The organism is Muricomes intestini (genome assembly GCF_004346165.1).
Taxonomy (GTDB): Bacteria; Bacillota; Clostridia; order Lachnospirales; family Lachnospiraceae; genus Muricomes; species Muricomes intestini.
Genome location: NZ_SLZZ01000003.1, coordinates 145,248 through 171,982, shown reverse-complemented (window position 1 = coordinate 171,982; position 26,735 = coordinate 145,248). Strand labels below are relative to the sequence as shown.

Annotated in this window: 27 protein-coding genes; 19 read left to right on the top strand and 8 right to left on the bottom strand. The window is 44.1% G+C overall.

The window, feature by feature from the left end:
• Window positions 1–4 precede the first annotated feature (4 nt).
• The 3 genes from EDD59_RS03885 to EDD59_RS03875 all read left to right on the top strand — a co-directional run bounded on the left by EDD59_RS03885 (window position 5) and on the right by EDD59_RS03875 (window position 3,236).
• On the top strand, window positions 5–1,747 hold the full coding sequence (locus EDD59_RS03885; protein ID WP_132379093.1) for a S8 family peptidase: 1,743 nt from the start codon (window positions 5–7) through the stop codon (window positions 1,745–1,747).
• Between the two features lie 33 nt (window positions 1,748–1,780).
• Complete coding sequence (locus EDD59_RS03880; protein ID WP_132379091.1) at window positions 1,781–2,257, top strand: NUDIX hydrolase; 477 nt, start codon at window positions 1,781–1,783, stop codon at window positions 2,255–2,257.
• A gap of 412 nt (window positions 2,258–2,669) precedes the next feature.
• Complete coding sequence (locus tag EDD59_RS03875; RefSeq protein WP_132379089.1) at window positions 2,670–3,236, top strand: nucleotidyl transferase family protein; 567 nt, start codon at window positions 2,670–2,672, stop codon at window positions 3,234–3,236.
• Window positions 3,237–3,358: 122 nt separating this feature from the next.
• Here the strand turns inward: EDD59_RS03875 and trhA are convergent, their stop codons facing one another.
• Window positions 3,359–4,018: a PAQR family membrane homeostasis protein TrhA gene (gene trhA / locus EDD59_RS03870; RefSeq protein ID WP_132379087.1), complete on the bottom strand. Its 660-nt coding sequence runs from the start codon at window positions 4,016–4,018 to the stop codon at window positions 3,359–3,361.
• Between the two features lie 418 nt (window positions 4,019–4,436).
• On the opposite strand from trhA, the gene EDD59_RS03865 reads away from it, so the two are divergent.
• Window positions 4,437–6,020, top strand: coding sequence for a DEAD/DEAH box helicase (locus EDD59_RS03865; protein WP_132379085.1), 1,584 nt, complete (start codon window positions 4,437–4,439; stop codon window positions 6,018–6,020).
• A 91-nt stretch (window positions 6,021–6,111) separates the two neighbouring features.
• On the opposite strand, the gene arcC is transcribed toward EDD59_RS03865, so the two are convergent.
• The 6 genes from arcC to EDD59_RS03835 all read right to left on the bottom strand — a co-directional run bounded on the left by arcC (window position 6,112) and on the right by EDD59_RS03835 (window position 12,022).
• Window positions 6,112–7,041 (bottom strand): carbamate kinase, encoded by a 930-nt coding sequence (gene arcC, locus EDD59_RS03860; protein ID WP_132379083.1) that lies wholly within the window; start codon window positions 7,039–7,041, stop codon window positions 6,112–6,114.
• A gap of 69 nt (window positions 7,042–7,110) precedes the next feature.
• The gene (locus EDD59_RS03855) at window positions 7,111–7,662 is read right to left on the bottom strand and encodes a prolyl-tRNA synthetase associated domain-containing protein (RefSeq protein WP_132379081.1); all 552 of its coding nucleotides are present in this window, start codon (window positions 7,660–7,662) and stop codon (window positions 7,111–7,113) included.
• A gap of 234 nt (window positions 7,663–7,896) precedes the next feature.
• A complete protein-coding gene (locus tag EDD59_RS03850) occupies window positions 7,897–8,277 on the bottom strand; it encodes a hypothetical protein (RefSeq protein WP_132379079.1) in 381 nt (126 codons plus the stop codon).
• A gap of 56 nt (window positions 8,278–8,333) precedes the next feature.
• Window positions 8,334–9,572, bottom strand: a complete 1,239-nt coding sequence (locus tag EDD59_RS03845; protein ID WP_132379077.1) for an ABC transporter permease — start codon at window positions 9,570–9,572, stop codon at window positions 8,334–8,336.
• A gap of 16 nt (window positions 9,573–9,588) precedes the next feature.
• Window positions 9,589–11,319 (bottom strand): efflux RND transporter periplasmic adaptor subunit, encoded by a 1,731-nt coding sequence (locus EDD59_RS03840; RefSeq protein ID WP_132379075.1) that lies wholly within the window; start codon window positions 11,317–11,319, stop codon window positions 9,589–9,591.
• Between the two features lies 1 nt (window position 11,320).
• Window positions 11,321–12,022, bottom strand: coding sequence for an ABC transporter ATP-binding protein (locus EDD59_RS03835; protein WP_132379073.1), 702 nt, complete (start codon window positions 12,020–12,022; stop codon window positions 11,321–11,323).
• Between the two features lie 252 nt (window positions 12,023–12,274).
• Here EDD59_RS03835 and EDD59_RS03830 point away from each other — a divergent pair, with 252 nt between their 5' ends.
• The 4 genes from EDD59_RS03830 to EDD59_RS03815 all read left to right on the top strand — a co-directional run bounded on the left by EDD59_RS03830 (window position 12,275) and on the right by EDD59_RS03815 (window position 16,645).
• Window positions 12,275–14,017, top strand: a complete 1,743-nt coding sequence (locus EDD59_RS03830) for an ABC transporter ATP-binding protein (protein WP_132379071.1) — start codon at window positions 12,275–12,277, stop codon at window positions 14,015–14,017.
• Between the two features lies 1 nt (window position 14,018).
• Window positions 14,019–15,761 (top strand): ABC transporter ATP-binding protein, encoded by a 1,743-nt coding sequence (locus EDD59_RS03825; protein WP_132379069.1) that lies wholly within the window; start codon window positions 14,019–14,021, stop codon window positions 15,759–15,761.
• A gap of 198 nt (window positions 15,762–15,959) precedes the next feature.
• Window positions 15,960–16,172, top strand: coding sequence for a helix-turn-helix transcriptional regulator (locus EDD59_RS03820; protein ID WP_132379067.1), 213 nt, complete (start codon window positions 15,960–15,962; stop codon window positions 16,170–16,172).
• A complete protein-coding gene (locus EDD59_RS03815) occupies window positions 16,166–16,645 on the top strand; it encodes a DUF2178 domain-containing protein (RefSeq protein ID WP_132379065.1) in 480 nt (159 codons plus the stop codon). Before EDD59_RS03820 ends, EDD59_RS03815 begins: the two co-directional genes overlap by 7 nt.
• 75 nt (window positions 16,646–16,720) lie before the next feature.
• Here the strand turns inward: EDD59_RS03815 and EDD59_RS03810 are convergent, their stop codons facing one another.
• On the bottom strand, window positions 16,721–17,092 hold the full coding sequence (locus EDD59_RS03810) for a DUF3783 domain-containing protein (protein ID WP_132379063.1): 372 nt from the start codon (window positions 17,090–17,092) through the stop codon (window positions 16,721–16,723).
• A gap of 203 nt (window positions 17,093–17,295) precedes the next feature.
• Between EDD59_RS03810 and EDD59_RS03805 the strand changes: the two genes are divergently transcribed.
• The 11 genes from EDD59_RS03805 (at window position 17,296) to EDD59_RS03755 (ending at window position 26,715) form a co-directional block, all read left to right on the top strand.
• Window positions 17,296–18,069, top strand: coding sequence for an ABC transporter ATP-binding protein (locus EDD59_RS03805; protein ID WP_132379061.1), 774 nt, complete (start codon window positions 17,296–17,298; stop codon window positions 18,067–18,069).
• 1 nt (window position 18,070) lies between these two features.
• Entirely contained in the window at window positions 18,071–19,267 is a 1,197-nt protein-coding gene (locus tag EDD59_RS03800) for an ABC transporter permease (RefSeq protein ID WP_132379059.1), read from the top strand.
• A 104-nt stretch (window positions 19,268–19,371) separates the two neighbouring features.
• Window positions 19,372–19,626 (top strand): YlmC/YmxH family sporulation protein, encoded by a 255-nt coding sequence (locus tag EDD59_RS03795; protein ID WP_132379057.1) that lies wholly within the window; start codon window positions 19,372–19,374, stop codon window positions 19,624–19,626.
• 48 nt (window positions 19,627–19,674) lie between these two features.
• Entirely contained in the window at window positions 19,675–20,124 is a 450-nt protein-coding gene (nrdR, locus tag EDD59_RS03790; RefSeq protein WP_132379055.1) for a transcriptional regulator NrdR, read from the top strand.
• Window positions 20,125–20,208: 84 nt separating this feature from the next.
• Window positions 20,209–21,753 (top strand): ABC transporter substrate-binding protein, encoded by a 1,545-nt coding sequence (locus EDD59_RS03785; RefSeq protein WP_132379053.1) that lies wholly within the window; start codon window positions 20,209–20,211, stop codon window positions 21,751–21,753.
• A gap of 103 nt (window positions 21,754–21,856) precedes the next feature.
• The gene (locus tag EDD59_RS03780) at window positions 21,857–22,795 is read left to right on the top strand and encodes an ABC transporter permease (protein ID WP_132379051.1); all 939 of its coding nucleotides are present in this window, start codon (window positions 21,857–21,859) and stop codon (window positions 22,793–22,795) included.
• A 4-nt stretch (window positions 22,796–22,799) separates the two neighbouring features.
• Window positions 22,800–23,642 (top strand): ABC transporter permease, encoded by an 843-nt coding sequence (locus EDD59_RS03775; RefSeq protein WP_132379049.1) that lies wholly within the window; start codon window positions 22,800–22,802, stop codon window positions 23,640–23,642.
• A complete protein-coding gene (locus EDD59_RS03770) occupies window positions 23,642–24,466 on the top strand; it encodes an ABC transporter ATP-binding protein (protein WP_132379047.1) in 825 nt (274 codons plus the stop codon). The genes EDD59_RS03775 and EDD59_RS03770 overlap by 1 nt, the downstream gene beginning before the upstream one ends.
• A gap of 1 nt (window position 24,467) precedes the next feature.
• Window positions 24,468–25,124: an ABC transporter ATP-binding protein gene (locus tag EDD59_RS03765; RefSeq protein ID WP_132379045.1), complete on the top strand. Its 657-nt coding sequence runs from the start codon at window positions 24,468–24,470 to the stop codon at window positions 25,122–25,124.
• Window positions 25,111–25,848, top strand: coding sequence for a tRNA pseudouridine(38-40) synthase TruA (truA, locus tag EDD59_RS03760; protein WP_132379043.1), 738 nt, complete (start codon window positions 25,111–25,113; stop codon window positions 25,846–25,848). The genes EDD59_RS03765 and truA overlap by 14 nt, the downstream gene beginning before the upstream one ends.
• Window positions 25,849–25,962: 114 nt before the next feature.
• On the top strand, window positions 25,963–26,715 hold the full coding sequence (locus tag EDD59_RS03755; protein ID WP_132379041.1) for an exodeoxyribonuclease III: 753 nt from the start codon (window positions 25,963–25,965) through the stop codon (window positions 26,713–26,715).
• Window positions 26,716–26,735 lie beyond the last annotated feature (20 nt).

Here is a 26,735-nt window from a genome sequence, read left to right as displayed (position 1 = left end):
TTAAATGAGTCAGAAAACTGAAAATATGCTGAGTCTTGCATTGGACGCTACAGAAGAGGAAAGGCAGAAATCGCGGGAACTGGATGTGGGATATAATCCTATTGACAGAGAGTGGGACTTGATTATTAAGTATTCCGGGTCTCTGGATGCTGTCCGTGATTTGGCCACGGCTGTGACACAACTGTCAAATGAATATGCAATTATTACAATTAGAGAGTCTGTAATTGAGGAACTGGCGGCCCTTCCTCAGATAGAGTACATTGAAAAACCAAAGATGTTATTCTTTCAGGTAATAAACGGAATACGAGTTTCCTGCGTCAATCAGGTGCGGCAAGCTCCTTTTTCATTATCTGGCAGGGGTGTTTTGGTTGCGGTTCTGGACAGCGGAATCGATTATACCCTTGCGGATTTCAGGAATGATGACGGGACAACGAGAATAAGAGCATTGTGGGACCAGGCCATACCGGGCGCACCTCCCGAGGGGTATTCTATTGGAACAGAATATACTATGGATCAGATTAATGAGGCGCTGAGCCAGGAAAATAGAGCGGCCAGAGAAGAAATCGTGCCAAGCAGGGACACGTCGGGGCACGGGACCTCGGTAGCCGGAATTGCAGCCGGAAACGGAGCAGGGAGTCCAAGCAGACAGAATGCGGGTGTGGCACCGCAAAGTGATCTTTTGATTGTCAAGCTGGGAAACCCGAGGGAGGATAGTTTCCCCAGAACAACAGAGCTGATGCAAGCCGTAGATTATGCTGTGAGGAAGGGAATAGAGTACCAGATGCCGGTATCAATAAATATCAGCTTCGGGAATACATATGGTCCTCATGACGGAACTTCTCTTCTGGAGAGATTTTTGGATGATATATCGAACTACGGAAGAACTACGATAAGTGTAGGCAGTGGAAATGAGGGAACCAGCAGCGGCCACACATCAGGTATTCTTGTACAGGGAACGGAAGAAATTGTCCGGCTGGGGGTACAGATGAATGAACCAACGGTCAGCGTACAGATATGGAAGTCCTATGTGGATGATGTGGACATTTCTATTGAAAGTCCTTCAGGGGTCAGGGTGGGGCCGATTCAGCAGATTCTCGGTCCCCAGCGTTTTGTACTGGGGCAGACAGAAATACTGTTGTATTATGGAGAACCGAGTCCCTATAGTGTGAAGCAGGAAATTTTTATAGATTTTCTTCCCAGGAACTCATATATAAACAGCGGAGAATGGCAGATTATACTGACACCAAGAAGGGTTGTCACGGGGGAATACCAAATGTGGCTGCCGAGCCAGGGAGTATTGAATCAGGGAACCGGGTTTTTATTCCCAAGAAGTGATGCAACTCTCACAATACCATCCACAGCTGTTCGGGTGATTACTGTAGGGGCGTATGATGCACTTACCTTCAGTTATGCAGACTTTTCGGGCCGGGGCATTTTCCCTACAGGAACATTTTCCACCACGGTGAAACCAGATCTGGTTGCCCCGGGAGTGCGGGTTACCACAGTTGTGCCCGGCGGTACATATACGGAAGTTACCGGCACATCCTTCTCGACACCTTTTGTGACAGGAGGGGCAGCGCTTTTGATGGAGTGGGGTATTATAAACGGAAATGATCCCTATTTGTATGGTGAAAAGGTAAAAGCCTATCTGCGCAGAGGGGCCCGGGAGCTTCCTGGATTTGATGCGTGGCCTAATAATCAAATGGGGTATGGAGCGCTCTGTGTGCGGGACAGCATTCCGGAATAACGAAAGATAAAAGGAAGAGGAGAAGTGATAAGGATGCTTAAGTTAAGTACATTGTGTTATATTGAAAAAAACGGCTGCTATCTGATGTTACATCGGACAGTTAAGAAAAATGACGTGAACAAGGATAAATGGATAGGTGTAGGGGGACACTTTGAAGAAAGGGAAAGCCCTGAAGAATGCCTGCTGCGCGAAGTAAAAGAAGAAACGGGGTATACATTGACTTCATATAAATACCGTGGAATTTTGACCTTTGTATATGGGAAAGATGTTGTGGAATATATATCCCTTTACACAGCAGATGATTTTACAGGTGATCTCATAGCCTGTGATGAGGGAGAGCTGGAATGGGTGGATAAAAAAAAGCTTTTTGAACTGAATATCTGGGAAGGTGACAAAATCTTTTTCCGCCTCATTGAGGAAGACAGAGAATTCTTTTCCCTGAAGCTGGTGTATGATAAAAGTGATATTCTGCAGTATGCTGCCCTGGACGGAAAAAAGATGGAAATCTAATTTGCTTTCCCAATAAAACTATAATATACTAATATGATACTAGGGTTCCAATGTCATGCGTTTCATGCTTGCATGAAAAAGCATGACATTGGAACCCGCAAAACATGAGAAAGTAGCCCGAATAGGGCGAATTTCGAATGTTTTTAGGATGGCGGGAGCACAGAGTGCGGAGCAATCCGCAGGTATCATAAAGTTCCAAGGTCATGCTTGCATGAAAAAGCATGACATTGGAACCCGCAAAACATGAGAAAGTAGCCCGAATAGGGCGAATTTCGAATGTTTTTAGGATTGCGGGAGCACAAAGTGCGGAGCAATCCGTACGTATCAAGGGGCAAAATATCTTTTGCCTCCACCTCGCTGATATATATTTAGGAGAAAAATCAGCTTAAGGCTGAGATAGGGGGACCAAGTGATGGTCGACACAGGGGTTATACATGGGAGGTTTCAAATCTTTCACTTAAAGCATATGGAGTATTTACTGGCAGCCAAAATGAGATGCAGGAAGTTATATATCGGGATTACACATTCGGATATTGTCGCCTTTGCCGCAACATCTGCATTGGATTTGCATGGAACAACAAAACGGGACAATCCCCTTACCTATTTTGAACGTCTTGAGATGATACAGGGTGCCCTGACTGATTTTGGCGTGAAAAGAGAAGAATATGAGATGATTCCATTTCCTGTGAGCCAGCCGGACTTAATCACTCAATATGCCCCAAGAGATGCAGTTTATTTTATGAGTATCTGCAGCGAATGGGATGAAGAACGCTGTCAGATCCTGCAGAGGCTAGGCTTAGAGACGGAGGTTCTCTGGAGAAAGATAGAGGAAGAAAGAGGGATTACAGGAACCGAAATAAGACAATTGATTGCGGAAGGTCTGGAATGGCAGCAGCACGTGCCCAAAACCGTGAGCGAATATATCATAGAACATGGAATAGATAAAAGAATACAGGCTTTAAACCATATGTTTGAATAATAGAAAGCAGGAGTAAATGACATCCATTCATTTACTCCTGCTTTCGTATGCATACACTAGTGCATTGTCTCATTGATATTTCGCAAAATAGCTTGTTTGCTGAAAATTAATGAGACAGTACACTAGGGCAGAACAAAAGAGTACATGAGAACAAAGTGGCATACGCTGCCGCCCATAACAAACAGGTGGAATATCTCGTGACTTCCGAAATTTTTATGCCTGTTATTGAAAATAGGCAGTTTCATTGCATAAATGATTCCGCCGATCGTATAAATAATACCACCGGCCAAAAGCCAAAGAAATGCGGTTCTGGACATATTATTTAAAATCTGGGTAAAGGCCAGTACACAGGCCCATCCCATTCCAATATATAATACGGAAGACACCCATTTGGGACAGTACACCCAGAAAGCTTTGATTAGAATACCCACAATTGCGATGGACCATACGATTCCAAGTAAAATTTTACCGGTCCGCCCCCGCAGTACCAAAAGACAGATGGGAGTGTAACTCCCCGCGATTAACACGAAAATCATCATATGATCAATTTTTTTCAAAACGGTATTTTTCTTTTCTGATAAATCAAAAGTATGGTAAGTGGTACTTGCTGCATATAATAAAATCATGCTGACAGCGTAGACAGACAGTGAAATCACGTATATTCTGCTTGGCTCGTGGGCTGCCTTTATCAATAGAGGAATCGCTGCGAATATAGCCATCAGCATTCCTATAAAATGTGTAATTGCACTGCCTGGATCTTTGAAAAAAGTTTTCTTGTTCATAAGTGATACACCTCCTGGAAATTAAAAACGTTACATGTAGTATTGAAAACTATGTTTAGTATATGCATATATTACACCTTGTATAACAAAATTGCAAGAATAAAATGAAGGGAAATTAGTGAAAATATATCGAACCAGACAGCGGGAAAACCGGAGGGTTTTCCTGCTATTGGCTCTCGCCAAATAGATATATTTAGGAATAGGCCTTAGAAAGCGAGCTTTCACGGCCTATTCCTAAATATATCTGCCTGGTTCTGAGGGGTTACAAATTGACATCTAATTGGAATTTTGTTATGATATCACCTGCGACTATTTGACAGCTACAGTTTGGCGCGGGCTTTTTAAGGGAATGTGCGGGAAAAAGTGAAGTGGGATCAATCTTATGGCAAACTGTAACGATAGACATTGAAGGAGATTTATGGAAGAAGTAAGATTTGAAGAAATGGGGCTCCTCCCCGAAATTGTAAAAGCAGTAAAGAATATGGGATTTGAGGAGGCTTCACCGATCCAGGCAAAAGCGATTCCTGTTATGAGGACAGGGAAGGACATGATAGGGCAGGCTCAGACCGGAACAGGAAAGACGGCGGCCTTCGGCATTCCCCTTTTGGAAAAAATAGAGCCAAAAGATAGAAAGCTTCAGGCGATTGTCCTGTGTCCAACGAGGGAACTGGCAATTCAGGTGGCGGAAGAAATCCGCAGCCTTGCAAAATATATGCACGGGATTAAAGTATTGCCAATCTATGGCGGTCAAGAAATTGTTACCCAGATTCGTTCTTTAAAAAGCGGAGCACAGCTGGTTATTGGCACACCAGGACGTGTGATGGACCACATGAGAAGAAAGACCATAAAAATGGAAGAAGTCCACACAGTTGTTCTGGATGAGGCAGATGAGATGCTCAATATGGGATTCCGTGAGGATATTGAGACAATTCTGGAAGGAGTTCCTGTGGAGCGCCAGACAGTTTTGTTTTCTGCAACAATGCCCCAGGCTATATTAGATATTACAAAGAAGTTTCAAAAAAAAGCTGAGCTTATCAAGGTGACGAAAAAAGAGCTGACGGTGCCGAATATCGAGCAATTTTATTATGAAGTAAAGCCTAAGAATAAGGAAGAAGTACTTTCCCGCCTGCTGGATATTTATACACCGAAGTTGTCAGTTGTTTTCTGCAATACGAAAAAACAGGTTGATATCCTGGTAAATGGACTTCTCGGCAGAGGATATTTTGCGGCCGGTCTGCATGGAGATATGAAACAGATACAGAGGGACCGGGTAATGCAGGGATTCCGTTCGGGAAAAACAGATATTCTTGTAGCTACGGATGTAGCGGCAAGAGGAATTGATGTGGAAGAGGTTGAGGCCGTATTTAATTATGACCTGCCCCAGGATGATGAATATTATGTACATCGAATAGGAAGAACCGGGAGAGCAGGACGGGAAGGAAGATCTTTTTCCTTTGTGTCCGGCAAGGAGGCATATAAATTAAAGGAAATCCAGCGTTACTGCAAAACAAAGATTTACGCGCAGAAGGTTCCCTCCTTAAATGATGTAGCAAGTACTAAAATGGAAAATATTCTGGATGAAATTGATCAGATCGTTGAAACAGAAGATTTGACAAGGTACCTTCAGGCTATTGAAAATAAAGTAAATGACTCCGATTATACAGCCATGGATATGGCAGCTGCTTTTCTGAAGCTTACCTCCGGACAAAATGAAATAAGTCCTGAGGAGGCAGAATTTGGAGATACCGGTGCGGAAGAGGCGGGAATGGTACGTCTTTTCATCAATATCGGCAAGAAAAACAAAGCAAAACCCGGCGACATTGTTGGTGCCATTGCAGGAGAAAGTGGTATCCCGGGAAAAGTAATCGGCTCCATCGATATGTATGATAAATACACGTTCGTAGAGGTGCCGAAGGAATATGCAAGAGAGGTATTAAATGCTATGACTCATACCAAGATAAAAGGAAAGTCCATAGCTGTAGAACCTGCCAACCAGAAATAATACGAAAAGGGGTCTGACCCTTTTGAGGCTCAATTTCTGAATTGTTTCAACAATTCAGAAATTGGCGTTCAAAAGGGTCAGACCCCTTTTATTATTCTATAATAGTTCCGGCTCTGCCCTTAATCCCATCCTTTACTTTATCAAAAGAGGTTATAAGAGCACTTCTGCCGTCACGTTGTTCTATGAATTCTACTGCAGCACGGAATTTAGGAAGCATATTATAAATGCCGAAATGTCCTTCTTCCATGTACTTCTTTGCCTGCTCTACAGTAATCTCTCCCAGTTTTTCTTCATCCGGATGCCCCAGGTTGATGCAGACCTGCTCTACGCTCGTCAGGATAATCAGTTTATCTGCATCAATTCCTTCTGCCAGTTTCCCGGCAGCTAAATCCTTTTCTATGACAGCACTGGCACCCTTAAGGTGATTGTCCTGTTCCAAAACGGGTATACCGCCGCCTCCGCATGCGATTACAAGCTGGTCTGCATCCAGAAGAGCCTTTACGGCATCCAATTCGACTATTTGTACTGGGTTGGGTGCAGCTACGACACGGCGGAAACCTTTGCCCGGTTCTTCTACTACATAATTTCCTTTCCTGCGTTCTTCCTCAGCTTCTTCAGCAGTCATGTAACGTCCTAGGACTTTTGTGGGAGTGTAGAATGCTTCATCATAAGGATCCACGATTACCTGGGTGAGAACGGTGCTGACCGTGCGGTAAATACCGCGGTTCAGAAGTTCTTCGCGGATTCCATTCTGCAAATCATATCCGATATACCCCTGACTCATTGCGGAGCATACGGACATGGGAGCGGAGGTGTAATTGTCATGGGTCTTGCCAAATTCGTTCATGGCAGTGTGTATCATGCCTACCTGTGGTGCATTGCTGTGGGTTATGGCGACCTGGTAGCCTTCCTCAATCAGATCTGCAATGGATTTTGCTGTTTTATTTACAGCCACCATCTGTTCGGGAAGGGTGGTTCCCAGTGCCCGGTGTCCCAGTGCAACGACGACTCTTTTTTTCATATGCGTGCCCTCTGTTTTTTCAAAGATTTACATTAGCAAGTATAGTATTTTCTAAATCAAAAATCAACGTTAAAGTGTGACAATAGTGTAGCGGTGGCCGGTATGTTTTAAAAATTTTTTCAGAATATCTTCGGTTTTTATTTTCAGGGTGGATGTGTTCATACAAGGATGGCAGCCTAGATATTCGCTTTCAAGTAATTCTTTATCAATCAGAAGGTCAACGTCCCAGTCCCTGTCATTCATAAGTCCCAGCACGCTGACAGAGCCCGGTGTGAGGTTCAGAAATTCTTCCATAAACTCAGGCTCTGCAAAGGAAAGCCTGGAAATATTCAACTGGCTGGATAAATCCTTTGTTAAAAACTTTTTGTCCCCCGGCATCAAAAGAAGAAAAAATGTGGTTTTCTGACGATTTCTCAGAAACAGATTTTTGCAGGGAAGAATTCCAAGTTCATCCTCTATAGCTCTGCACGCCTCAATTGTGGGGGCAACATCGTGATCTACACCTTCGTATGGAATATGCAGTTTGTCCAGCAGGTCATAAGTTTTTGCCTCCTTGTCTGTGCGGTTCGAGCAGTCCGGTTTACTTGTAAAATGTTCTTTGCTTACGTGTATCTCGTCCATGATAATATCCTTTCTTGGTTCATTTGAAAATTAATATAACGATACCAGGGTCAAAAGGTCATGCGTTTCATGCTTGCATGAAAAAGCATGACTTTGGGACCCGCAAAACATGAGAAAGTAGCCCGAGCAGGGCGGATTTCGAATGTTTTTAGGATTGCGGGAGCACAAAGTGCGTAGCAATCCGTAGGTATCAAGGGGCAAAATACCTTTTGACCCCAACATCATATAACTGTTCTAATTAGACTGATACCAGCCCCAGAGATAGAGAATGGGGAATATCAGATCAATCAGACTGAGCGCGGAAAATGACGCGATTGTAGCTGAATATATAATATTGAAAATATAATATACAGCCAGTAAAATCCCCATAATGAGTACGGATTGTTTGGATTTGTAGACTATCCCCATGATACCCGAAATTAAGAAAATAAAGGAGCCGACAAAAGACAGAATATAGCTAAAGGTAGTTGGTGCCGCTACTCCCAGAGAAGCATAAGTTTCCTCAGGGACCATTCTGCCGGCAGCGACCGCAATGATGCTGGAGATTAGGCTGAAAGCCCCCAGGACAATTAGGATAATCGATAATACTTTTAATAATGTGCTTCGTTTTTTCATGCAAAAACCCTCCTCGATGTTTTGATTTTTAAACTAAGTGTTATTTATAAATAATATCACATTCTACGCAATGCTTCAATCGGACTTAATTTTGCTGCCTTCCTGGCAGGATAGATTCCAAATACAATTCCGACGCTGCATGAGAAGATTGTGGCTACTAAAATAGCCGGGAATGAAAGCTGCGCTTTGATTCCGCCTACACCGAGAGCGGTAATGAGCGCTGTCAGTGCGGCCCCCAGTATGATACCTATAATTCCGCCCATCCCTGAAATGATTGCGGACTCACAGAGAAACTGAGCCACAATAGAACCGGTTTTAGCACCCAGTGCCTTGCGGATACCGATTTCCCGGGTGCGCTCGGTAACGGATACAAGCATAATGTTCATAACACCGATTCCCCCTACAACAAGAGAGATGCCTGCAACCAGAGCGACAAATGCGGTGACTCCGTCCATAATGGAGCCGAACATATCCGAGAAGTCCATGGGTTTCTGTTGTATAAATGGTGAGTCCCCCAGGTTCTGGTGCCTGGAATTTAATATTTGAACCGCATTTTTTGCAACGCTTGCTGCCTGCTCTTTATCATATGCAGTGATAGAAACAGCTGGAAATGCCTCAATAGGATTTCCAAAGGCATTGGAAACTGTGAAAGGCATTTCCAGGCTGATGCTTTTATCCATCCCCATGGCCTGATATTGCTTTTCGGCCTCCATCATTTCCTGTGAAGTTTTGCGAATACCTATAATATTTACATTCTGTATACTGCTGTCAACTTTAAGTTCAACACTCATGCCTATGACATCTGTATTTCCAAATAAATATAAGGCCGTCAGTTCATCAATTACGCACACCATATTTGCGTTAGCTACGTCGTTGTCTGTAAAGTACTTTCCTTTTACCAGGGGCTCAGTATACTGCGCATTTTCATAATCCGGTGTCGCCAGCCAGATATACGCATCAAAGCTCCCTTTGCGGGTGTCAATGGTCCCGGAGGTTTGCGTATAAGCAGATACACTCTGTACCGATTCATCCAGAGAAGTTCTTAAAAAAGCAATATCATCTCCGGTAATGCTGTTTGGATCGGAAACCACATCCGTATTTGCCTGTACGGTGACAGTATTGTTCTGCTCATTTGAAGCATCCACTACGTCCTTTTTCAGGCCGTTTCCGATGGAAACAATAGTGACAACAGAAGTGATGCCGATAATGATGCCCAGCATGGTCAAAAAGGAGCGGCCTTTATTGGAACGGATGTTGTCAAGAGCCATTTTTACATATTCTAAAAACTGTCCCATGTTATATCCTCTTTTCTCAATTTGTCACATTTACCGAAACGGGTGACTCCGTCTCCTTTTGTGCGGTGTCCGTGTTTTTCTTCTCCGAGGCAGTGGCCTTCATCCCGTCCTTAATGTCTACGTTTAGGTCATTTACAACCTGGTCGCCCTTTTTCAAGCCACTCTTCACCTCAATCTTAGTCGTAGATGCGGTTCCAAGCTCGACCGGTTTTTTCTTTACAATCCCATCCTTGATGACGTACACAAAGTCACCTTCGGAGGAGGTGTTGATTACTTCAGTCGGAACGAGAAGAACATCACTGGATTCAGCTACGGTCATGGAAATCTTTGCGGCAGCACCGATGCAGACATTCTCATCAGGATTGTCGATGTGTATTTCGGCGCCGATGACTGGATTGCCCTTTTCGTTGTTAAGTGCAATTTTGTTGACTTTGGTCAGCGTGCCTTGATATTTGTATTGCCCGATAGTAATTTCCGCTTTATTTCCAACTTTTATCTTATCATAATCATCGGGTGACACTTCAATTTTTACCCGCACCTTTTCCGTGCTGGCAACTGTAAACATAGCCATTCCCTGAGTTGCCGTATTGGTCTCCAAAAGACCTACGGAAGCAATAACCCCGTCCATGTCGGCGGCCATCCCCTCCTTACCCTTTGCTACTAGCTCAGCAGGAGACAGCGCTGTCAGCTCAGCCAGATTGTCACTGATGACCAGGCCTTCCAGTTCGGCGGAAGACATACCCGTATCCGCAGAGGGGGCAGATGCCGCATTGTAGGCAGCTTCCCATTGGGCGTAGACAGTCTCCAGCTGGGCATTGAGTTCATTGTAACCGGCATCGTCGACAGGGCCGTCTTTAATTTGGGGGGTGATCTTATTTATTATTTCATTAGCCTTTGCAATCTCAGTTTTGGCCTCGTGATATTGAATTATTGCCAGATCATCATTATTCTTTTCTTCATCGGGCTTTGCCAATGCAGCATCTAAATCCGGAAAGTTATTGCCATAACTATCGGTAATTTTCTGAATAACAGCATCGTTTATCTGTATTATATTCTGTTGTGCTACAATTTCTGCTTTCAATTTAGCCTGATCGGGGGCTGCCGCCTCCGCAGCGGCCAAATTTTCCTGATATTTTGCATATGCCGCATCCACCTGTGCTGCCAATTCATTTACCTTATCAGCCAGTTGATTTGCCTGCTCCGCAGCCTGTGTATTTGCTGCGTTTGCTGCATCGATGGCCTTTGCATTTTGCGCCTTTGCAACAAGGGAACTGTTCAGGCTGGACTTCAGTGTCAGCTGAGCCTGTTGGTTGTCGCGCTCCAGATTGGTTGTGTCAAATGAAACTAAAAGCTCTCCCGATTTCACGGCATTTCCCACGACAGCATTGCATTTTGCAATAGGAGCAGTAACGGGAGAATAATATGTTTTTGTATTTTCGCTTTCAATTTTACCGCTTGCGTTGTATATTTCGCGGACGTCCCCTGTGGTCACCTTTGAAACCTGAAGGGGAGTGCCTTTCCCGCTGTCGTTTCCCTTAGAAAGGAAGGAGACTGCAATAATGATAACAGCCAGGACTGCGATTACTGGAATAATAACCCAGCCGGGCAGCTTTTTTCTGGGTGGGTTGGCTGCTCCACTGTCTTCCAGCTCATAGGAATCTTCATCATGAACTGCATCCTCCTCCAGAGTCTCTGTGATAATGGTGTCTAAATCTTTATCTTGTTCCCTTTTCTTCTTGGAAAACATATTATGCATCCTCCCTTTCTTCATTTAGATAGTCGTTTTCTACGCGGCCGTCAACGATGCGGACAATCCGGTTGACTTGAGCAGCAATATCATCATCGTGTGTGATGATGATAACGGTGCGCCCTCCCCGGTGAAGTCCTTTTAGTATTTCCATAATTTCTTTTGTAGACTTTGTATCCAGGTTGCCTGTAGGCTCATCTGCCAATACGATTGGCGGCTGGGCAGCAATGGCACGTGCAACAGCAACTCTCTGCTGCTGCCCGCCGGACAGTTCATTGGGCTTGTGCTTAAGCCGGGTACCCAGGCCTACTTTTTTTAGAGCTTCCACAGCAATTCTGCGGCGCTTCTGCTTCCCGAGTCCGCGGTAAATGAGGGGGAGCTCTACATTCCCCACAGCATCCAGGTTTGCGACCAGATTGAAGCCTTGAAAAATAAAACCGATTTCTTCATTGCGGATTTCTGATAATTGATTGTCCGTCAATTGCGAAACATCGTGCCCTTTCAGGTAATATTTTCCTGAGGTTGGAACATCCAGGCAGCCCAGCATATTCATAAGCGTAGATTTTCCAGACCCGGAGTGTCCAATGATTGCTACGAATTCACCCTTTTGAATACTCAGGTCAATACCGTCCAATGCGCGGACTTCATTTTCACCGGGGTTATAGATTTTATGTATGTTCTCAATTTTGATGAGCGATTCCATGAAAGATACCTCCGTATTTAATAGTATATCTGTATTACTTAAATAATACAATATTATTTTGTGAATAAAAAGTCAATACTTTTATGATACCAGGATTGCGGGAGCACAAAGTGCGTAGCAATCCGCAGGTATCAGAGCATCAAGCAAGCTGTAACAGTTTAGCTATCAGCTGGAATCCGGCAGGACATTTACAGCAGAAGGATTGTCTGTTACAATTCTATTGTTAATGAAAGTGATATGGAGGAAAAAAATGTGAGGAAATTATTACATTTTCTGCGGGGATATGAAAAAGAAAGCGTTTTTGCACCACTGTTTAAAATGCTTGAAGCTACATTTGAATTGATTGTGCCGCTTGTAATGGCCCGGATTATAGATGTAGGGATAAAAAATCAGGATGTTTCTTATATATGGAAACTGGGAGGCATTCTGGTTATATTCGGCGTGCTGGGACTTGCATCATCCTTAACTGCACAATATTTTGCGGCAAAGGCGGCGGTAGGATTCGGAACAGCACTGCGCCATGCTATGTTTCACCATATTCAGCAACTGTCTTACGGGGAGATTGATAGGGCCGGAAGTTCCACTCTTGTGGTACGTATTACCAGTGATATCAATCAGGTGCAGACAGGGGTGAATATGGTGTTAAGATTATTTCTGAGATCACCATTTATTGTAGTGGGAGCTATGATTATGGCTTTTACCATAGATGTGAAGACTGCAGTTATATTTTTGATAGCGGTACCCCTGCTTGCCTTTGTCATTTATGGAATTATGATGCTGACAATTCCTCTGTATAAAAAGGTACAGAAGAGACTTGACCAGGTGCTGCTTTCCACAAGGGAAAATCTGGCGGGTATCCGTGTGATACGGGCTTTTCGGACACAAAATCAGGAAATGCAGGAGTACGAAGAGAAGAGCAGCAGCTTAATGCAGCTTCAATTGAAGGTCGGCAGGATATCGGCATTATTGAATCCTATCACTTATGTATTTGTAAATTTGGGGATTATTGCGGTTGTCTGGTACGGAGGGGGCGCGGTAAATGTAGGGAGAATTACACAGGGTGAGGTCATTGCCCTTGTGAATTATATGAGCCAGATTCTGCTGGCTTTGGTAATGATTGCAAATCTGATTATTTCTTTTACAAAGGCAATGGCATCTGCCGGCAGAATTAATGAAGTCTTTGATTTAAAACCAGGGATTAAGGACGGAACCGCTGAAGGAAGAGAAGAGGCCAGTGAAGAACAGCAGGAATCGGCCAGGGTAGAAATGCAAAATGTTACTTTTTACTACCAGAACAGCCAGGAGCCGGCTTTGTCAAATATCACTTTTCGGGCATATGCCGGAGAGACTATCGGCATTATAGGGGGAACAGGCAGCGGGAAAAGCACTCTTGTGAATCTGATTCCAAGATTTTACGACACATCAGAGGGCAGTGTACTTGTGAATGGTGTGAATGTAAAAGAATGGAGAATGGATATTTTAAGGGGCAAGGTAGGAATTGTTCCGCAAAAGGCGGTTCTGTTTCATGGAACAATCCGTCAGAATATGCAGATGGGAAAGGCTGACGCCACGGATGGCGAGATTTTTGCTGCATTGAAAACAGCGCAGGCACTTGAAATTGTGGAGTCCAGGCAGTCAGGTCTTGACACGATAATCAGCGAAGGTGGAAAAAACCTTTCCGGAGGGCAGCGGCAGCGTCTGACAATTGCAAGGGCACTGGTAAGGCAGCCACAGGTGTTGATCTTGGACGACAGTGCATCGGCACTGGATTTTGCTACGGACTATAGACTTCGGAAATCTCTTTCTGAGGACACCTCGGGAATGACTGTCTTTATCGTTTCCCAGCGGGCGGCGTCCATCCGGTATACAGACAGGATTATTGTGCTGGATGATGGGGAGATAGCCGGTTATGGAATTCATGAAGAACTTTTGGAGGACTGTCCGGTATATCGGGAAATCTGCTATTCACAGATGTCAAAGGAGGAGGTGCGCTGATATGTCAGGTAAAAAAGACGAAACGACAAAGAAGATTTTACTTTTAATTAAGCCCTATTTGCCCTATATGATACTTTCATTGGTGTTTGCTCTGATTTCAGTTACCCTTACATTGTATGCACCCATTCTTACAGGAGATGCGGTTGATTTTGTGATTGGAAAAGGCAGAGTAGATTTTGAAGCAATATTTTACATTTTAAAAGTGCTGGCTGTGGTGATATTTATTACGAGCCTTGCGCAGTGGCTGATGAATCTGTGCAACAACATTATAACCTACAGGGTAGTAAAGGACATAAGGATTCATGCATTTTCTAAATTGCAGATACTTCCGCTGTGTTATGTTGACAGCCATCAGTATGGTGAGGTAATCAGCCGTATCATTACGGATGTGGAGCAATTTTCAGATGGCCTGCTGATGGGCTTCACTCAACTGTTTACAGGAATAGTGACTATCTTGGGAACACTGATTTTCATGCTCTCCATAAATGTAAAAATTGCTCTGGTTGTCATTGTGATTACACCGCTGTCGCTATTTGTGGCAAGCTCTATTGCCAGGCGGACTTATGTAATGTTCAAGGCACAGTCGGAGACGAGGGCGGAAATGACATCTCTTGTGGATGAGATGGTGGGGAATCAGAAGGTGGTCCAGGCTTTTGGATACGGTGACAGGGCGATGGAACGATTTGACGAAGTGAATAGAAAATTACAGAAGGTGAGTCTGAAGGCAATTTTCTTTTCTTCCGTTACAAATCCTACCACCCGGTTTGTCAATAGTCTTGTTTATGCCGGGGTTGGCATTGTGGGAGCGTTTACCGCCATACACGGAGCAATTTCCGTAGGGCAGCTTTCAGCTTTTTTGAGCTATGCAAATCAGTACACAAAGCCATTCAACGAAATTTCCAGTGTAGTGACGGAGCTGCAGAATGCATTTGCTTGTGCCAGACGTGTTTTTGATTTTATAGAAGAGACTCCAGAGGTTCCGGATGCGGCTGGCGCGGCTGTTTTAAGGAAAGAAGATGGGAATCTTAGTCTAAAAGATGTTTCCTTTTCCTACAACAAGAACGTACCACTTTTGAAGCATCTGAATCTGGAAACTAAGCCGGGACAGAAAATAGCAATTGTGGGACCAACCGGCTGCGGTAAAACCACATTGATTAATCTGCTGATGCGCTTTTATGATGTGGATGCCGGACAGATTATCCTCAGCGGCCATGACATCAGAGAGGTAACCCGGGACAGTCTCCGCGGAAACTACGGCATGGTGCTGCAGGAAACGTGGCTGAAAGCAGGGACGGTAGCAGAAAATATTGCCTATGGACGGCTTCATACGCCCCGGGAGGAAATTGTGGCTGCGGCAAAAGCTGCACATGCTCATAGTTTTATTAGAAGAATGGAAGATGGCTATGATACATTTATTCAGGAGGATGGCGGAAACCTCTCTCAGGGACAGAAACAGCTTCTATGTATTGCAAGGGTTATGCTGAACCTTCCACCTATGCTGATTCTCGACGAAGCAACCTCTTCTATTGATACACGGACAGAAATCAAGATTCAGGAAGCTTTCCAGCATATGATGGAAGGGCGGACCAGCTTTATTGTGGCCCACCGGCTATCTACCATCCGTGAGGCGGATGTCATATTAGTCATGAAAGACGGGAACATCATCGAACAGGGCAGACATGAAGAATTACTGGCCCGGGGAGGGTTCTACAAAAAATTATATGAGAGTCAATTTGCACATTGATGTGGGCGGTCATTAAAGGGGTCAGACCCTTTTGCAGCCGGTTTTCAGAATATTCTGAAAACTGAACGCGAAAGGGGAAGGCTTTTTTCTTTATACCTTTCTAAAATGTAAAATACGCTTGACAAGAAATGTAAAGTAAACTATACTAAAAATGTAAAGTGAACTGTACGCTATAAACATTTTCGAGGAGGGATATTTTTGGAAAACTGTATTCAAGAACTGAGAAAGGAGCGTAAAATCACACAGAATGAACTGGCTGATGCAGTCGAAGTGACACGGCAGACGATTATTTCTCTGGAGAGCGGCAGATACAATGCATCGCTTATTTTGGCACATAAGATTGCGCAGTATTTTGATATGACAATTGAAGATATTTTTATATTTAACTTGGAGGAGGAAAATATATGCTAATACAAACATTGAGTCAGGGCGCAAAGACAGATGAGGAGTACAAGAATAAACTTATTTCTGGGATAAAGCGGGATAGAGTATTATGTATATTTGGTGTGGTTACAATTATAGTTGCCCTGCTCTGGATGATGACGGACAACGGGGTTCAGGGATCCTTTTTGAGCGGGGTGTTCACGGGGACAGGAGCAGTTATATTCTTTTTTGCACTTAAGCACATACTGAAGACGAAAAAAATGTTGAAAAATGAAAAGCTGCTGCATGCGGAACGCCTGAAAGAATCGGATGAAAGAAATCATATGATTGCAGAGAAAGCTATGTACTGGGCCGGGGTGATTATCATGGGAGTATGCTATGTGGTCATGCTGGTGTCTGGCTTTTTCAACATGGCAGTATTTTGGTCAGTGTGGGGAATGGTGATGACATATTGTATTTTGGCGGCAGTCCTTAAAAAATATTTTGAAAAAAAGTTGTAGAGTGGTCAGACTCTTTTACACCCATAATTTTCAGAATATTCTGAAAACCAGCCGCAAAAGGGTCTGACCCCTTTTCTAATTCAAAGCTTCATGTTCTTGTTTGAGTTCGGCAAAGCATTCCTGGGCAGTCCAGAACTGGTTGGTGGGGGTCAGGATTGCTTTGTAGGGAAATGAGCCGGCACCGCTCTTTCTTAGGGCGGCCAGTGCCTGATTCAGGCGGCTGTCGTTGAAGAAAGCAAAGACAATCATGGTGTTTGGAAGCTCTTCACCGGTGTAACTGCCTTCAGCGGGGACGGCATCTTTTATGCCGGCCAGCACGCCGAGGGGCTGGTGGTAATCTTCCTGCTTTATGTACTTTAGCCGCACATGGAGCGGAAACAGTGCCATTTCGATTTTCAGTCGTTTTTCTTTATCTGGAACATAGAATATTAATATGGTTTCTTTCAAAGCTTGGTCCTCCCTATTTTCTGTAAGTATGATACCTGCAGATTGCTCCGCACTTTGTGCTCCCACAATCCTGGTATCTTAGTATTGTAGTATATTTTGGAAAAGAAAAAAAGGGGTGGCTGTGATAAAAATCCTTATTGACAAATATATTTCAAAAAGATATATTTGTATTAACACAATAGTACAATGAGAGGAGGGGCATTATGATAGAGATTAAAAATCTGACTAAAATTTATAAATTAAACAAAAAACAAATGAAGGAATCCAAGACCACAGATACCTTAAAGACTGCTGTGGATAACTTAAGTCTTACTGCAAGGCCAGGGGAGATATATGGGCTTTTGGGACCTAACGGTGCCGGCAAGACCACTACTCTGCGCTGTATTTCCACAATTATCAAGCCTACAAGGGGGGAGATATTTGTGTCTGGGCATGAGGTGAAGAGAGAACCTGAGAAGGTGAGAGAGAAGATTGGCTTTCTGACAGGGGATATTAAGCTGGATCCTCAATTTTCAGTGGATTATATGTTTAACTTTTTTGGCAGGCTCCATCATATTCAGGAAGATAAACTTGCAGCCAGGAAGGAAGAATTGTTTACTTATTTTGGAATTAAGGATTTCTCCCATAAAAAGATAAAGGAACTGTCCACGGGGATGGCCCAGAAGGCCGCTATTGCAGTGTGCCTGGTGCATGATCCGGAAATTATCATTTTCGATGAACCTACGAATGGGCTGGATGTTATTACAGCCAGAAGTGTGACCGACTATTTAAAAAAACTTAAAGCTGAGGGAAAGCTGGTGATTATATCTACCCATGTTATGTCCGAGGCGGAGAAAATCTGCGACAGGATAGGAGTAATTATTGACGGGCAAAAAGTGGCGGAGGGGACACTTGGTCAGATACTTCATGATACAAATGCAGAGGACTTGGAAGATGCTTTCTTTGAACTTTACAGACACCAAAAAGGAGGAAAGTAAAATGAGCGGAATCAAACTTATATGTGGAAAAGAACTGGACAGAGTGTTCCGGGACAGAAAGATGATTTTCTCTGTTTTCTTTCTTCCGGTCATCATTATGGTTGGGATTATGTCACTGGTGGGAAATTTAAGCAACAATGCCCAGAAGGATGTAGAGGCTCACACCTCCATTGTTTATATTCAAAATTCCCCTGTCGGATTTCCTCAGTTTCTAAAAGCAGCAGACAAGGATTGTAAAATTTATGAGATGAGCGACTGGGAAAAAGCAACAGAAATGATTAAGAACGGAGATGCAGATTTACTGATTAAATTTCCGGAAAATTTTGTGGATATGGTATCTGGTTATAAGCAGGGAGATGTCATTCCCCAGATAAAGACATACTATAATCCTTCAGAGGACTATTCCCGCGCCGCATATGACACTATTTCAACAGGAGTACTAGAAGCATATCGCCAGAGTCTTTTGTCTCAAAGAGTAGATAATATGGAAGGACTGACGGTATTTACAGTAAATTCGGATAACCCGGATATGGTGATTCAGGATGAAGAAAAAGCCGGCGGCAAGATTCTGGGCATGATGCTCCCGTATTTCGTGACCATCCTATTATTTGCCGGGGCTATGGGGATCGGAACAGATATGGTAGCGGGAGAAAAAGAGCGGGGAACTATGGCAAGTCTTCTGGTTTCTCCAATAAAGAGAAGCTCCATTGTATTGGGAAAAGTAATTGCCCTGATGATTATTTCCGGTGTTTCCTCAGTTATTTATGTGGGAGCGTTGGTTGCGTTCATGCCGCAGATGATAGGGGGGGCGGATCTGGGGATGAATCTTACATTAAACCCGAAACAGATTGCCATGCTGGCCGTTTTGCTTGTTGCAATCGCCTTTTTGTATTCTGCAATCATTGTTCTGGTTTCCGTGTTTGCCAGGACAACGAAAGAAGCCAGTTCCTATGTAATGCCCGTTTATATGTTGATTCTTGTTCTGGGGATGACCACAATGTTTACAACAAAGACTCCCGGTGAGTGGGTGTATGCGGTGCCGATTTATAATACTTCCCTGGCTCTGCAGGGTATACTGACCCAGGAGGTTACAACGATGCAGTATGGAATAACCCTGGGGATGACACTTGTATTTGGTGCAGTTTTAATTGGAGTCATAGGAAAAGCATTTGAAAGTGAAAAAGTAATGTCAATTTAGGCACAGTTTATCACGTGCCGTGGAATGCCTGCATAGAGTAAAAGTGAGAGAGACTTTTGCTCTGTTGCGGGCATTTTTGGTGCAATAGGAAACCAGGTGAAAATATGAGACTATGTGAATTAAGAGAAAAAGAAGTAATTAATGTGTGCGACTGCAAGCGGCTTGGCTGTGTTGTAGATGTGGCAATAGACATTAAGGATGGCAGGATAGAAGCTATTATTATACCGGGTCCGGCAAAGATATGCGGTTTTCTGGGCACGGACAGCGAATATGTCATTCCCTGGGAATGTATAAAGAAGATCGGACCGGACATCATATTAGTAGAAATCCGGGAGGAAAAGTTTTTGCAAAAGTACTAGATATTGTGTATAATGGGGTGAAAGATTAGAAGAAAGGCGGAATATATTATGAAATGCCCTTATTGTGGACATCCTGATACCAAGGTAATTGATTCCAGGCCGGCGGAGGATAACAGTTCAATCCGCAGGAGGCGTTCTTGTGATGAGTGCGGAAAGCGTTTCACGACTTATGAAAAGATTGAAACTATTCCGCTGATTGTAATCAAGAAGGACAACAACAGGGAGCAGTATGACCGTTCTAAGATTGAATCAGGAATTCTAAGAGCCTGCTATAAGAGACCCGTTCCGGCAGACAAAATTCAGAAGACGATAGATGCGGTGGAACTGGAAATCTTTAACAGGGAAGAAAAAGAGATTCCCAGCAGCCTGATCGGCGAGATTGTCATGGACAAGCTAAAGGAGCTGGATCCGGTTGCTTATGTCAGATTTGCCTCTGTATACAGAGAATTTAAGGATGTGAATACATTTATGTCAGAGCTGAAGAAATTTCTGGCATAAAAAGCTTGTCAAAGAGCCACAAATCCTATAAAATAAAAGTCGACAATTTAATAATGAAGGTTATGTTTGAAGAAGGAGACAATTATGAGAAGAAGAGTAGCACAGACAATTCTGGTACTCACAGTAGCTGCAGCTATTGCACTGGGCGGGTGCTCAGGTGATAAGAAGGCGGCACCGTCAACTACTGAGAATAAGCTTTCAGGAAACCCGGTCGAAGGTGGAAGTATTAAGGTTGGTATTTCCCAGGATTTGGACAGTCTTGACCCACACAAAGCAGTTGCGGCAGGAACGAAAGAGGTTTTATTTAACATTTATGAAGGCTTAGTAAAGCCGGATAAGAGTGGTAATTTAGTCGAAGCCGTAGCGAGTAGTTATGAAATTTCTGATGATGCAAGGGTATATACGTTTACTTTGCGTGATGGAGTAAAGTTTCATAATGGGAATGGTGTGACGGTGGAAGATGTGAAATATTCAATAGACAGATGCGCTGATACGTCAAATGGGGATCCATTGGTATCAGCGTATTCTATTATTGACAGTGTGAATATCCTGGACGATAAAACAGTGGAGATACGTCTGAAAGAACCAAATACAGAGTTCCTCGCCTATATGACGACCGCGATTATCCCGAAAGATTATGATGCCCTTGAGACGGCACCTGTGGGGACTGGCCCCTTTAAGTTTGTCTCACGCAGTCCTCAGGAAAATGTTATTCTAGAAAAGAATGAGGACTATTGGGGAGAAAAGGCACATTTAGATAAGGTTGAATTTAAGATTGTGGCAGATGCGGATATGCTGGTAACTAATTTAAAGGGCGGTTCCATTGATATGGCAATGCGGCTGACATCCGGTCAGGCGGCAGAACTTAAAAGCGGGTTCCATATTGAAGAGGGAACCATGAACCTGGTTCAGGCCCTGTATCTGAACAATGCTGTAAAGCCACTGGATGACGAAAAGGTAAGAAAGGCGCTGAGCTATGCAATCAATCCGAATGAAATCATGGATATCGTGTCAGACGGAAAAGGCGTGCGCATTGGAACCAGTATGTATCCGGGACTTAAGAAGTACTATGATGATGAATACGCAAGTTATTATGAGCAGGACTATGACAAGGCAAAGAAGTTATTAAAGGAGGCGGGATACCCGGATGGCTTCGACTTGGAGATCACAGTGAGCTCAGCAGATCAGCCACATGTGGATACTGCCCAGGTAATTGCAGAAGAATTGAAAAATATCGGTGTTAATGTGAAAATTAAGCCGATTGAATGGGAATCTTGGCTGGAGGATGTTTATGCGAACCACCACTACCAGTCCACTGTAGTCGGTGTGGATGCTGCAAACTTATCCGCCCGGGCAATGCTTGAGAGGTTCACAACAGGTAATTCCGGAAACTTTATCAATTTCAGTGATGCAGAGTATGACAAGATATTTAAAGAGGCAATTTCTGCCACAGATGAAGCAAAGCAGACAGAACTTTATAAACAATTGGAAGAGATACTCATTGACAAGGCTGCTAATGTATATATTCAGGATCTTGCAAATTTGGTTGCAGTCAGCGATAAATATGACGGATATGTATTCTATCCCTTATATGTACAGGACATGTCCACAATATATATGATAGAGTAGAAAAAGGGGTCTGACCCTTTTGCCCGCCATTTTCCGAATTGTTGGAAACAATTCGAAAAACGGGCCTCAAAAGGGTCAGACCCCGTTTTAAAAGGAGGCAGGTATGAAATTTGTTATCAGAAAATTATCAGGTCTTATAATCACATTATTAATTGTCAGCATACTTGCCTTTCTTGCTTTTGAGGTGATTCCGGGAGATCCTGCCAGGAGTATTCTGGGCACAGAGGCTACGGAGAGCAAAGTCCAGGCTTTGCGGGAGGAGATGGGCTTAAACCGTCCCCTGCCGCAGCGCTATGGACGGTGGGTTAAAGATTTTGTTGGGGGAGATATGGGTATTTCTTACTCCTACCAAACTCCTGTGAGGGAGATGATTGGAGATAAGATTCCAATCACTCTTACACTGACGGCGATTGCATTTTTATTTATTCTTTTATTTTCTACACCAATCAGTATACTGTGTGTGAGGTATGAAAACAAATTTATAGACAAGCTATTTACGATTTTGAATCAGATTACTATGTCGGTTCCGCCGTTCTTTATAGGAATTATCTTCACGGTGCTGTTTGGACTGGTGTTCAGACTTTTTACTCCGGGCGGCTATGTGTCTTATGAAGAGAGTGTAAGCGGCTTTTTTAAGTATCTTATATTGCCCGGAATTGCAATTGCACTGCCCAAGGCGGCTATGACGATAAAATTATTTCGCAATTCCCTACTGGCAGAGATGAGACAGGACTATGTGCGTACGGCGCAGAGCAGGGGAAATAATCCTTGGCGGGTGCTGGTGCGGCATGTACTGCGCAACGGTATCTCTCCTGTAGTTACCTTCCTTGGGATGGCAATTGCGGATATGATTGCAAACAGTATCGTTATAGAGCAGGTGTTTGGCATACCGGGACTTGGCCGGACATTGATTTCTTCTATCTCAAAGAGAGACTACCCTGTGGTGGAAGCAATTATTGTTCTAATTGCCGCGGTGATTCTGGTAGTTAATGTGCTGGTAGACTTGCTGTATCAGAAATTGGACAGGCGTATTGAAGTGTAGGGGCATGAAATTGAAGCAGTTGAGAATAAGAAAAAGGAAATTGGGAAAAACTGGTTATAACTTTGTATTTGGTCTGGTCCTTACAGCTGTGATGGTGGGTCTTATTATACTGGGATTCTTCTGGTCCCCCTATGATCCAGAGGCCATGCAGGGGTCTCTCAAACTGAGTGGTCCCGCACTGGCCCATGTTTTTGGTACGGATCAGTTTGGACGGGATGTGTTCAGCCGGATACTGGTGGGTGCCGGCAACACATTGATTGTGGCGCTGGGAACCATTGTAATCGGCGGGGGAGTTGGAATTCTGGCAGGAGCAGTGACCGGATATTTCGGAGGATGGCTGGATGAGATATTGATGCGGGTAAATGACGCCCTGGCAGCATTTCCCAGTGTGCTTCTGGCGTTAGTGATCATCAGTGTATGGGGAACAGGAAAATACAAAGTCATGCTGGCACTGGGCATTGCATTTATCCCCAGCTTTGCCAGAATTGTACGGGGAGAGTTCTTACGCTGCCGGGAAGAGGATTATATAGTCAGCGCCAGGCTCATAGGCGTGTCTGCCCCCAGAATTTTGTTTGTTCATATCCTGCCGAATATTATGCCAGCGCTTTTATCCGCACTGGCTATCGGATTTAACAATGCTGTGGTACAGGAGGCCGGGATGAGCTATCTTGGAATCGGTGTACAGCCGCCGGATGCAAGCTTGGGATTGATGCTGTCGGAGTCCCAGACATATCTGGCAAGCGGGCCCTGGTGTGCAATTTTCCCGGGAATCTTTTTGATACTTTTGATACTTGGGGTAAATATGCTCGGGGAAGGTATTCTGGACAGGTTCGGGGGTGGAAGATAATGCTTAAAGTAGAGAATCTGTCCATTTATTTTGAGGACAACGGAAAAATACAGGAGGCTGTGAGGGACATCTCGTTTCAGATGCAGGACAGAGAAATCCTTGGAATTGTGGGGGAGTCCGGCTCCGGGAAAACGATGACGGCTTTGACTATAGCAGGTCTCACAAAGGAACATGAGATTTTGGAAAGAGGAAGTATTTTGCTGGACGATACTGATTTGCTGAAATTGCCCTCGGCGGAAATGAGGAAAATCCAGGGCAAGGATATCAGTATGATATTCCAGGAGCCTATGACCGCACTGAACCCGACGATGAAAATTGGAAAGCAAGTAGAGGAAGCTTTGATTCTTCACACGGTGCTTTCCAAAACGGAGCGCAGGAAAACAGTTATACGTGCTTTGGAGGATGCAGAGCTGGATCATCCGGATTTGCTGTACGGAAAATATCCACACGAGTTATCCGGCGGAATGCGTCAGAGGGTTATGATTGCGGCGGCGATTGTATGTAAGCCAAAGCTTTTAATTGCAGATGAGCCGACGACTGCGCTGGATGTAGGAACACAGGAGAGTATATTAAAATTGCTGAAAAAGCTGAATAGAAAGTATGACATGGGGATTCTGTTCATTTCACACAATCTGAGAGCTGTAAATGAGCTGTGCAGCCGTGTACTGGTGATGAAAGACGGTGTAATACTGGAGGAAGGTATAACCCGGGAAATATTTGAGAATCCCCGGACAGAGTATACAAAGGAACTGATTGCTGCAATTCCGGGGCACACCAGAAGTACTGCTTTTTATGAACTTTTATGTGCAGAGGCAGGTGAGTAAGATGGCGGAAAAGATTCTGGAAGTAAAGCATCTGAATGCATTTTATAGAGAAGGAAGACAAAGGAAACAAGTACTGGAAGATGTTTCTTTCACATTACATGAAGGAGAAGCTGTGGGTCTGGCAGGACAAAGCGGCAGCGGAAAAACCACTCTGTGTAAATGTGTCCTTGGTCTGCTAAAGGATTATGAAGGAGAAATTGTTCATTATACAAAACGTCCCCAGATGATATTTCAGGACCCCTTTAGGTCTTTAAATCCAAGAAAGACTATCGGATGGATTCTGGAAGAACCCTTGAGAATTCAGGGGGGATATTCAAAGGATGAACGCCGCAGGAAAGCGGAGGAAATGCTGAAACAGGTACATCTTCTGCCGGAAATCTATGCCCGATACCCAAGAGAATTAAGCGGGGGGCAAAGGCAGCGTGCAAGCATTGCGCTGTCACTTATGACGGGAACAAGGCTGATTTTAGCAGATGAGCCTTTGTCTGCACTGGATGTGACCGTACAGGCTCAGATTATTGAGCTCCTTCGCGAACTGCAGGAAAAGGAAAAAATATGTTACCTGTTTGTATCCCATGATTTGGATGTAGTGAGTATGCTGTGCAGCAGGGTACTCTTTTTAAAAGATGGAGAAGTGAAGGAATATGCGGACATATAAGTTGACTGTAGTGTATGACGGAACAAGGTATCAGGGCTGGCAGAGACAAAAGACAACAGAGATGACTATACAGGAGGTATTGGAAACGGCAATCACTCAGGTGGCAGGACGGGAAACAAAAATAGACGGCTCCGGCAGGACAGACGGGGGTGTACATGCAAAGGGCCAGACTGCAAGTGTGACTCTGCCGGGTAAGGTAGCAGAAAATGAATTTCGTCTGAAACTAAATGCGGTGCTGCCCGAGGATGTCAGGGTCAAAGAAATGCTGCTTATGAAAAATGGCTTTCACGCGCGGCAAAATGCCAAAGGCAAGCGATATGAATATTTTGTGGATACCCGGGAGAAACCGGATGTTTTCACAAGAAAATACTGCTATCATTATCCTTATAAATTAAACATTTCTGCCATGAAGGAAGCGGCGGGATATTTGACAGGCACACATGATTTTGCAGGATTTACAGATAAAAAAGATGAAATATCCACAATCCGGACAATTTATGATATAATCATTGAGAAACAGGGCGACAAGGTACGGATGGAATATTGTGGGACAGGCTTTATGTACCATATGGTCCGCATTTTGACAGGGACGCTGCTGGAGATCGGCATCGGTAAGAGAGCACCGAAAGAAGCCGCGAAGGCCCTGGAGGCCGGGCAGCGGGAATATGCCGGGTTTCTTGCGCCTGCCATGGGACTGTTTCTGAAAGAAGTCTATTATGAATAAAGTTGGTACGGCATGAAGTTCGCGTCGACTGACTGATATACTGGTGCACTGTCTCATTGAAGATATTTGGCAAAATGCCGACAAGACAGTGCACCGGGAGATAAGGAGGTAGGTATGAAACTTATATCATGGAATGTAAATGGAATCCGTGCATGTGTGCAGAAAGGCTTCATGGATTTCTTTCTTCAGGCGGATGCGGATATATTTTGCCTGCAGGAAACGAAGATGCAGGAAGGACAGCTGGAGCTGAACCTGGAGGGATATCACCAATATTGGAATTACGCGGTTAAGAAAGGATACTCAGGAACGGCTGTATTTACAAAAAAGGAGCCGCTGTCTGTGTTATATGGCATCGGAATTGAGGAACATGACCAGGAGGGGCGTGTCATTACCTTGGAATTTGAAGATTTTTTCTTTGTGACAGTATATACACCAAACTCCCAGAATGAGCTTGCAAGGCTGGACTACCGCATGAAATGGGAGGATGATTTCAGGGCATATCTTAAAAAGCTGGAAGAAAGCAAACCGGTTATAGTTACAGGAGATATGAATGTGGCCCACAAAGAAATTGATCTGAAAAATCCAAAGACAAACCGGAAGAATGCCGGGTTTACGGACGAGGAACGAGAAAAGTTCACAGAGCTTCTGGACTCCGGGTTCATCGACACTTTCCGGTATTTTTATCCTGACCAGGAGGGAATCTATTCATGGTGGTCTTATCGCTTCCGTGCAAGAGAGAAGAATGCAGGGTGGCGTATTGATTATTTCTGCGTTTCAGAAAGTTTAAAGGAGAGACTGGTTGATGCGAAGATACTGACAGAGGTTATGGGCTCAGACCATTGCCCCGTTGAACTTGATATACGATAAAAGCAAAAACAGGAGGCAGT

Bases quoted from the DNA above. Each gene is read 5' to 3' on its own strand.
- EDD59_RS03785 (WP_132379053.1), top strand. From the start codon at position 20,209: ATGAGAAGAAGAGTAGCACAGACAATTCTGGTACTCACAGTAGCTGCA.
- EDD59_RS03755 (WP_132379041.1), top strand. From the start codon at position 25,963: ATGAAACTTATATCATGGAATGTAAATGGAATCCGTGCATGTGTGCAG.
- EDD59_RS03805 (WP_132379061.1), top strand. From the start codon at position 17,296: ATGATAGAGATTAAAAATCTGACTAAAATTTATAAATTAAACAAAAAA.
- EDD59_RS03815 (WP_132379065.1), top strand. From the start codon at position 16,166: ATGCTAATACAAACATTGAGTCAGGGCGCAAAGACAGATGAGGAGTAC.
- EDD59_RS03775 (WP_132379049.1), top strand. From the start codon at position 22,800: ATGAAATTGAAGCAGTTGAGAATAAGAAAAAGGAAATTGGGAAAAACT.
- EDD59_RS03825 (WP_132379069.1), top strand. From the start codon at position 14,019: ATGTCAGGTAAAAAAGACGAAACGACAAAGAAGATTTTACTTTTAATT.
- EDD59_RS03765 (WP_132379045.1), top strand. From the start codon at position 24,468: ATGGCGGAAAAGATTCTGGAAGTAAAGCATCTGAATGCATTTTATAGA.
- EDD59_RS03850 (WP_132379079.1), bottom strand. From the start codon at position 8,277: ATGAAAAAACGAAGCACATTATTAAAAGTATTATCGATTATCCTAATT.
- EDD59_RS03840 (WP_132379075.1), bottom strand. From the start codon at position 11,319: ATGTTTTCCAAGAAGAAAAGGGAACAAGATAAAGATTTAGACACCATT.
- EDD59_RS03770 (WP_132379047.1), top strand. From the start codon at position 23,642: ATGCTTAAAGTAGAGAATCTGTCCATTTATTTTGAGGACAACGGAAAA.
- EDD59_RS03795 (WP_132379057.1), top strand. From the start codon at position 19,372: ATGAGACTATGTGAATTAAGAGAAAAAGAAGTAATTAATGTGTGCGAC.
- EDD59_RS03855 (WP_132379081.1), bottom strand. From the start codon at position 7,662: ATGGACGAGATACACGTAAGCAAAGAACATTTTACAAGTAAACCGGAC.
- truA (WP_132379043.1), top strand. From the start codon at position 25,111: ATGCGGACATATAAGTTGACTGTAGTGTATGACGGAACAAGGTATCAG.
- trhA (WP_132379087.1), bottom strand. From the start codon at position 4,018: ATGAACAAGAAAACTTTTTTCAAAGATCCAGGCAGTGCAATTACACAT.
- EDD59_RS03865 (WP_132379085.1), top strand. From the start codon at position 4,437: ATGGAAGAAGTAAGATTTGAAGAAATGGGGCTCCTCCCCGAAATTGTA.
- EDD59_RS03875 (WP_132379089.1), top strand. From the start codon at position 2,670: ATGGTCGACACAGGGGTTATACATGGGAGGTTTCAAATCTTTCACTTA.
- EDD59_RS03845 (WP_132379077.1), bottom strand. From the start codon at position 9,572: ATGGGACAGTTTTTAGAATATGTAAAAATGGCTCTTGACAACATCCGT.
- EDD59_RS03885 (WP_132379093.1), top strand. From the start codon at position 5: ATGAGTCAGAAAACTGAAAATATGCTGAGTCTTGCATTGGACGCTACA.
- arcC (WP_132379083.1), bottom strand. From the start codon at position 7,041: ATGAAAAAAAGAGTCGTCGTTGCACTGGGACACCGGGCACTGGGAACC.
- EDD59_RS03800 (WP_132379059.1), top strand. From the start codon at position 18,071: ATGAGCGGAATCAAACTTATATGTGGAAAAGAACTGGACAGAGTGTTC.
- nrdR (WP_132379055.1), top strand. From the start codon at position 19,675: ATGAAATGCCCTTATTGTGGACATCCTGATACCAAGGTAATTGATTCC.
- EDD59_RS03835 (WP_132379073.1), bottom strand. From the start codon at position 12,022: ATGGAATCGCTCATCAAAATTGAGAACATACATAAAATCTATAACCCC.
- EDD59_RS03780 (WP_132379051.1), top strand. From the start codon at position 21,857: ATGAAATTTGTTATCAGAAAATTATCAGGTCTTATAATCACATTATTA.
- EDD59_RS03880 (WP_132379091.1), top strand. From the start codon at position 1,781: ATGCTTAAGTTAAGTACATTGTGTTATATTGAAAAAAACGGCTGCTAT.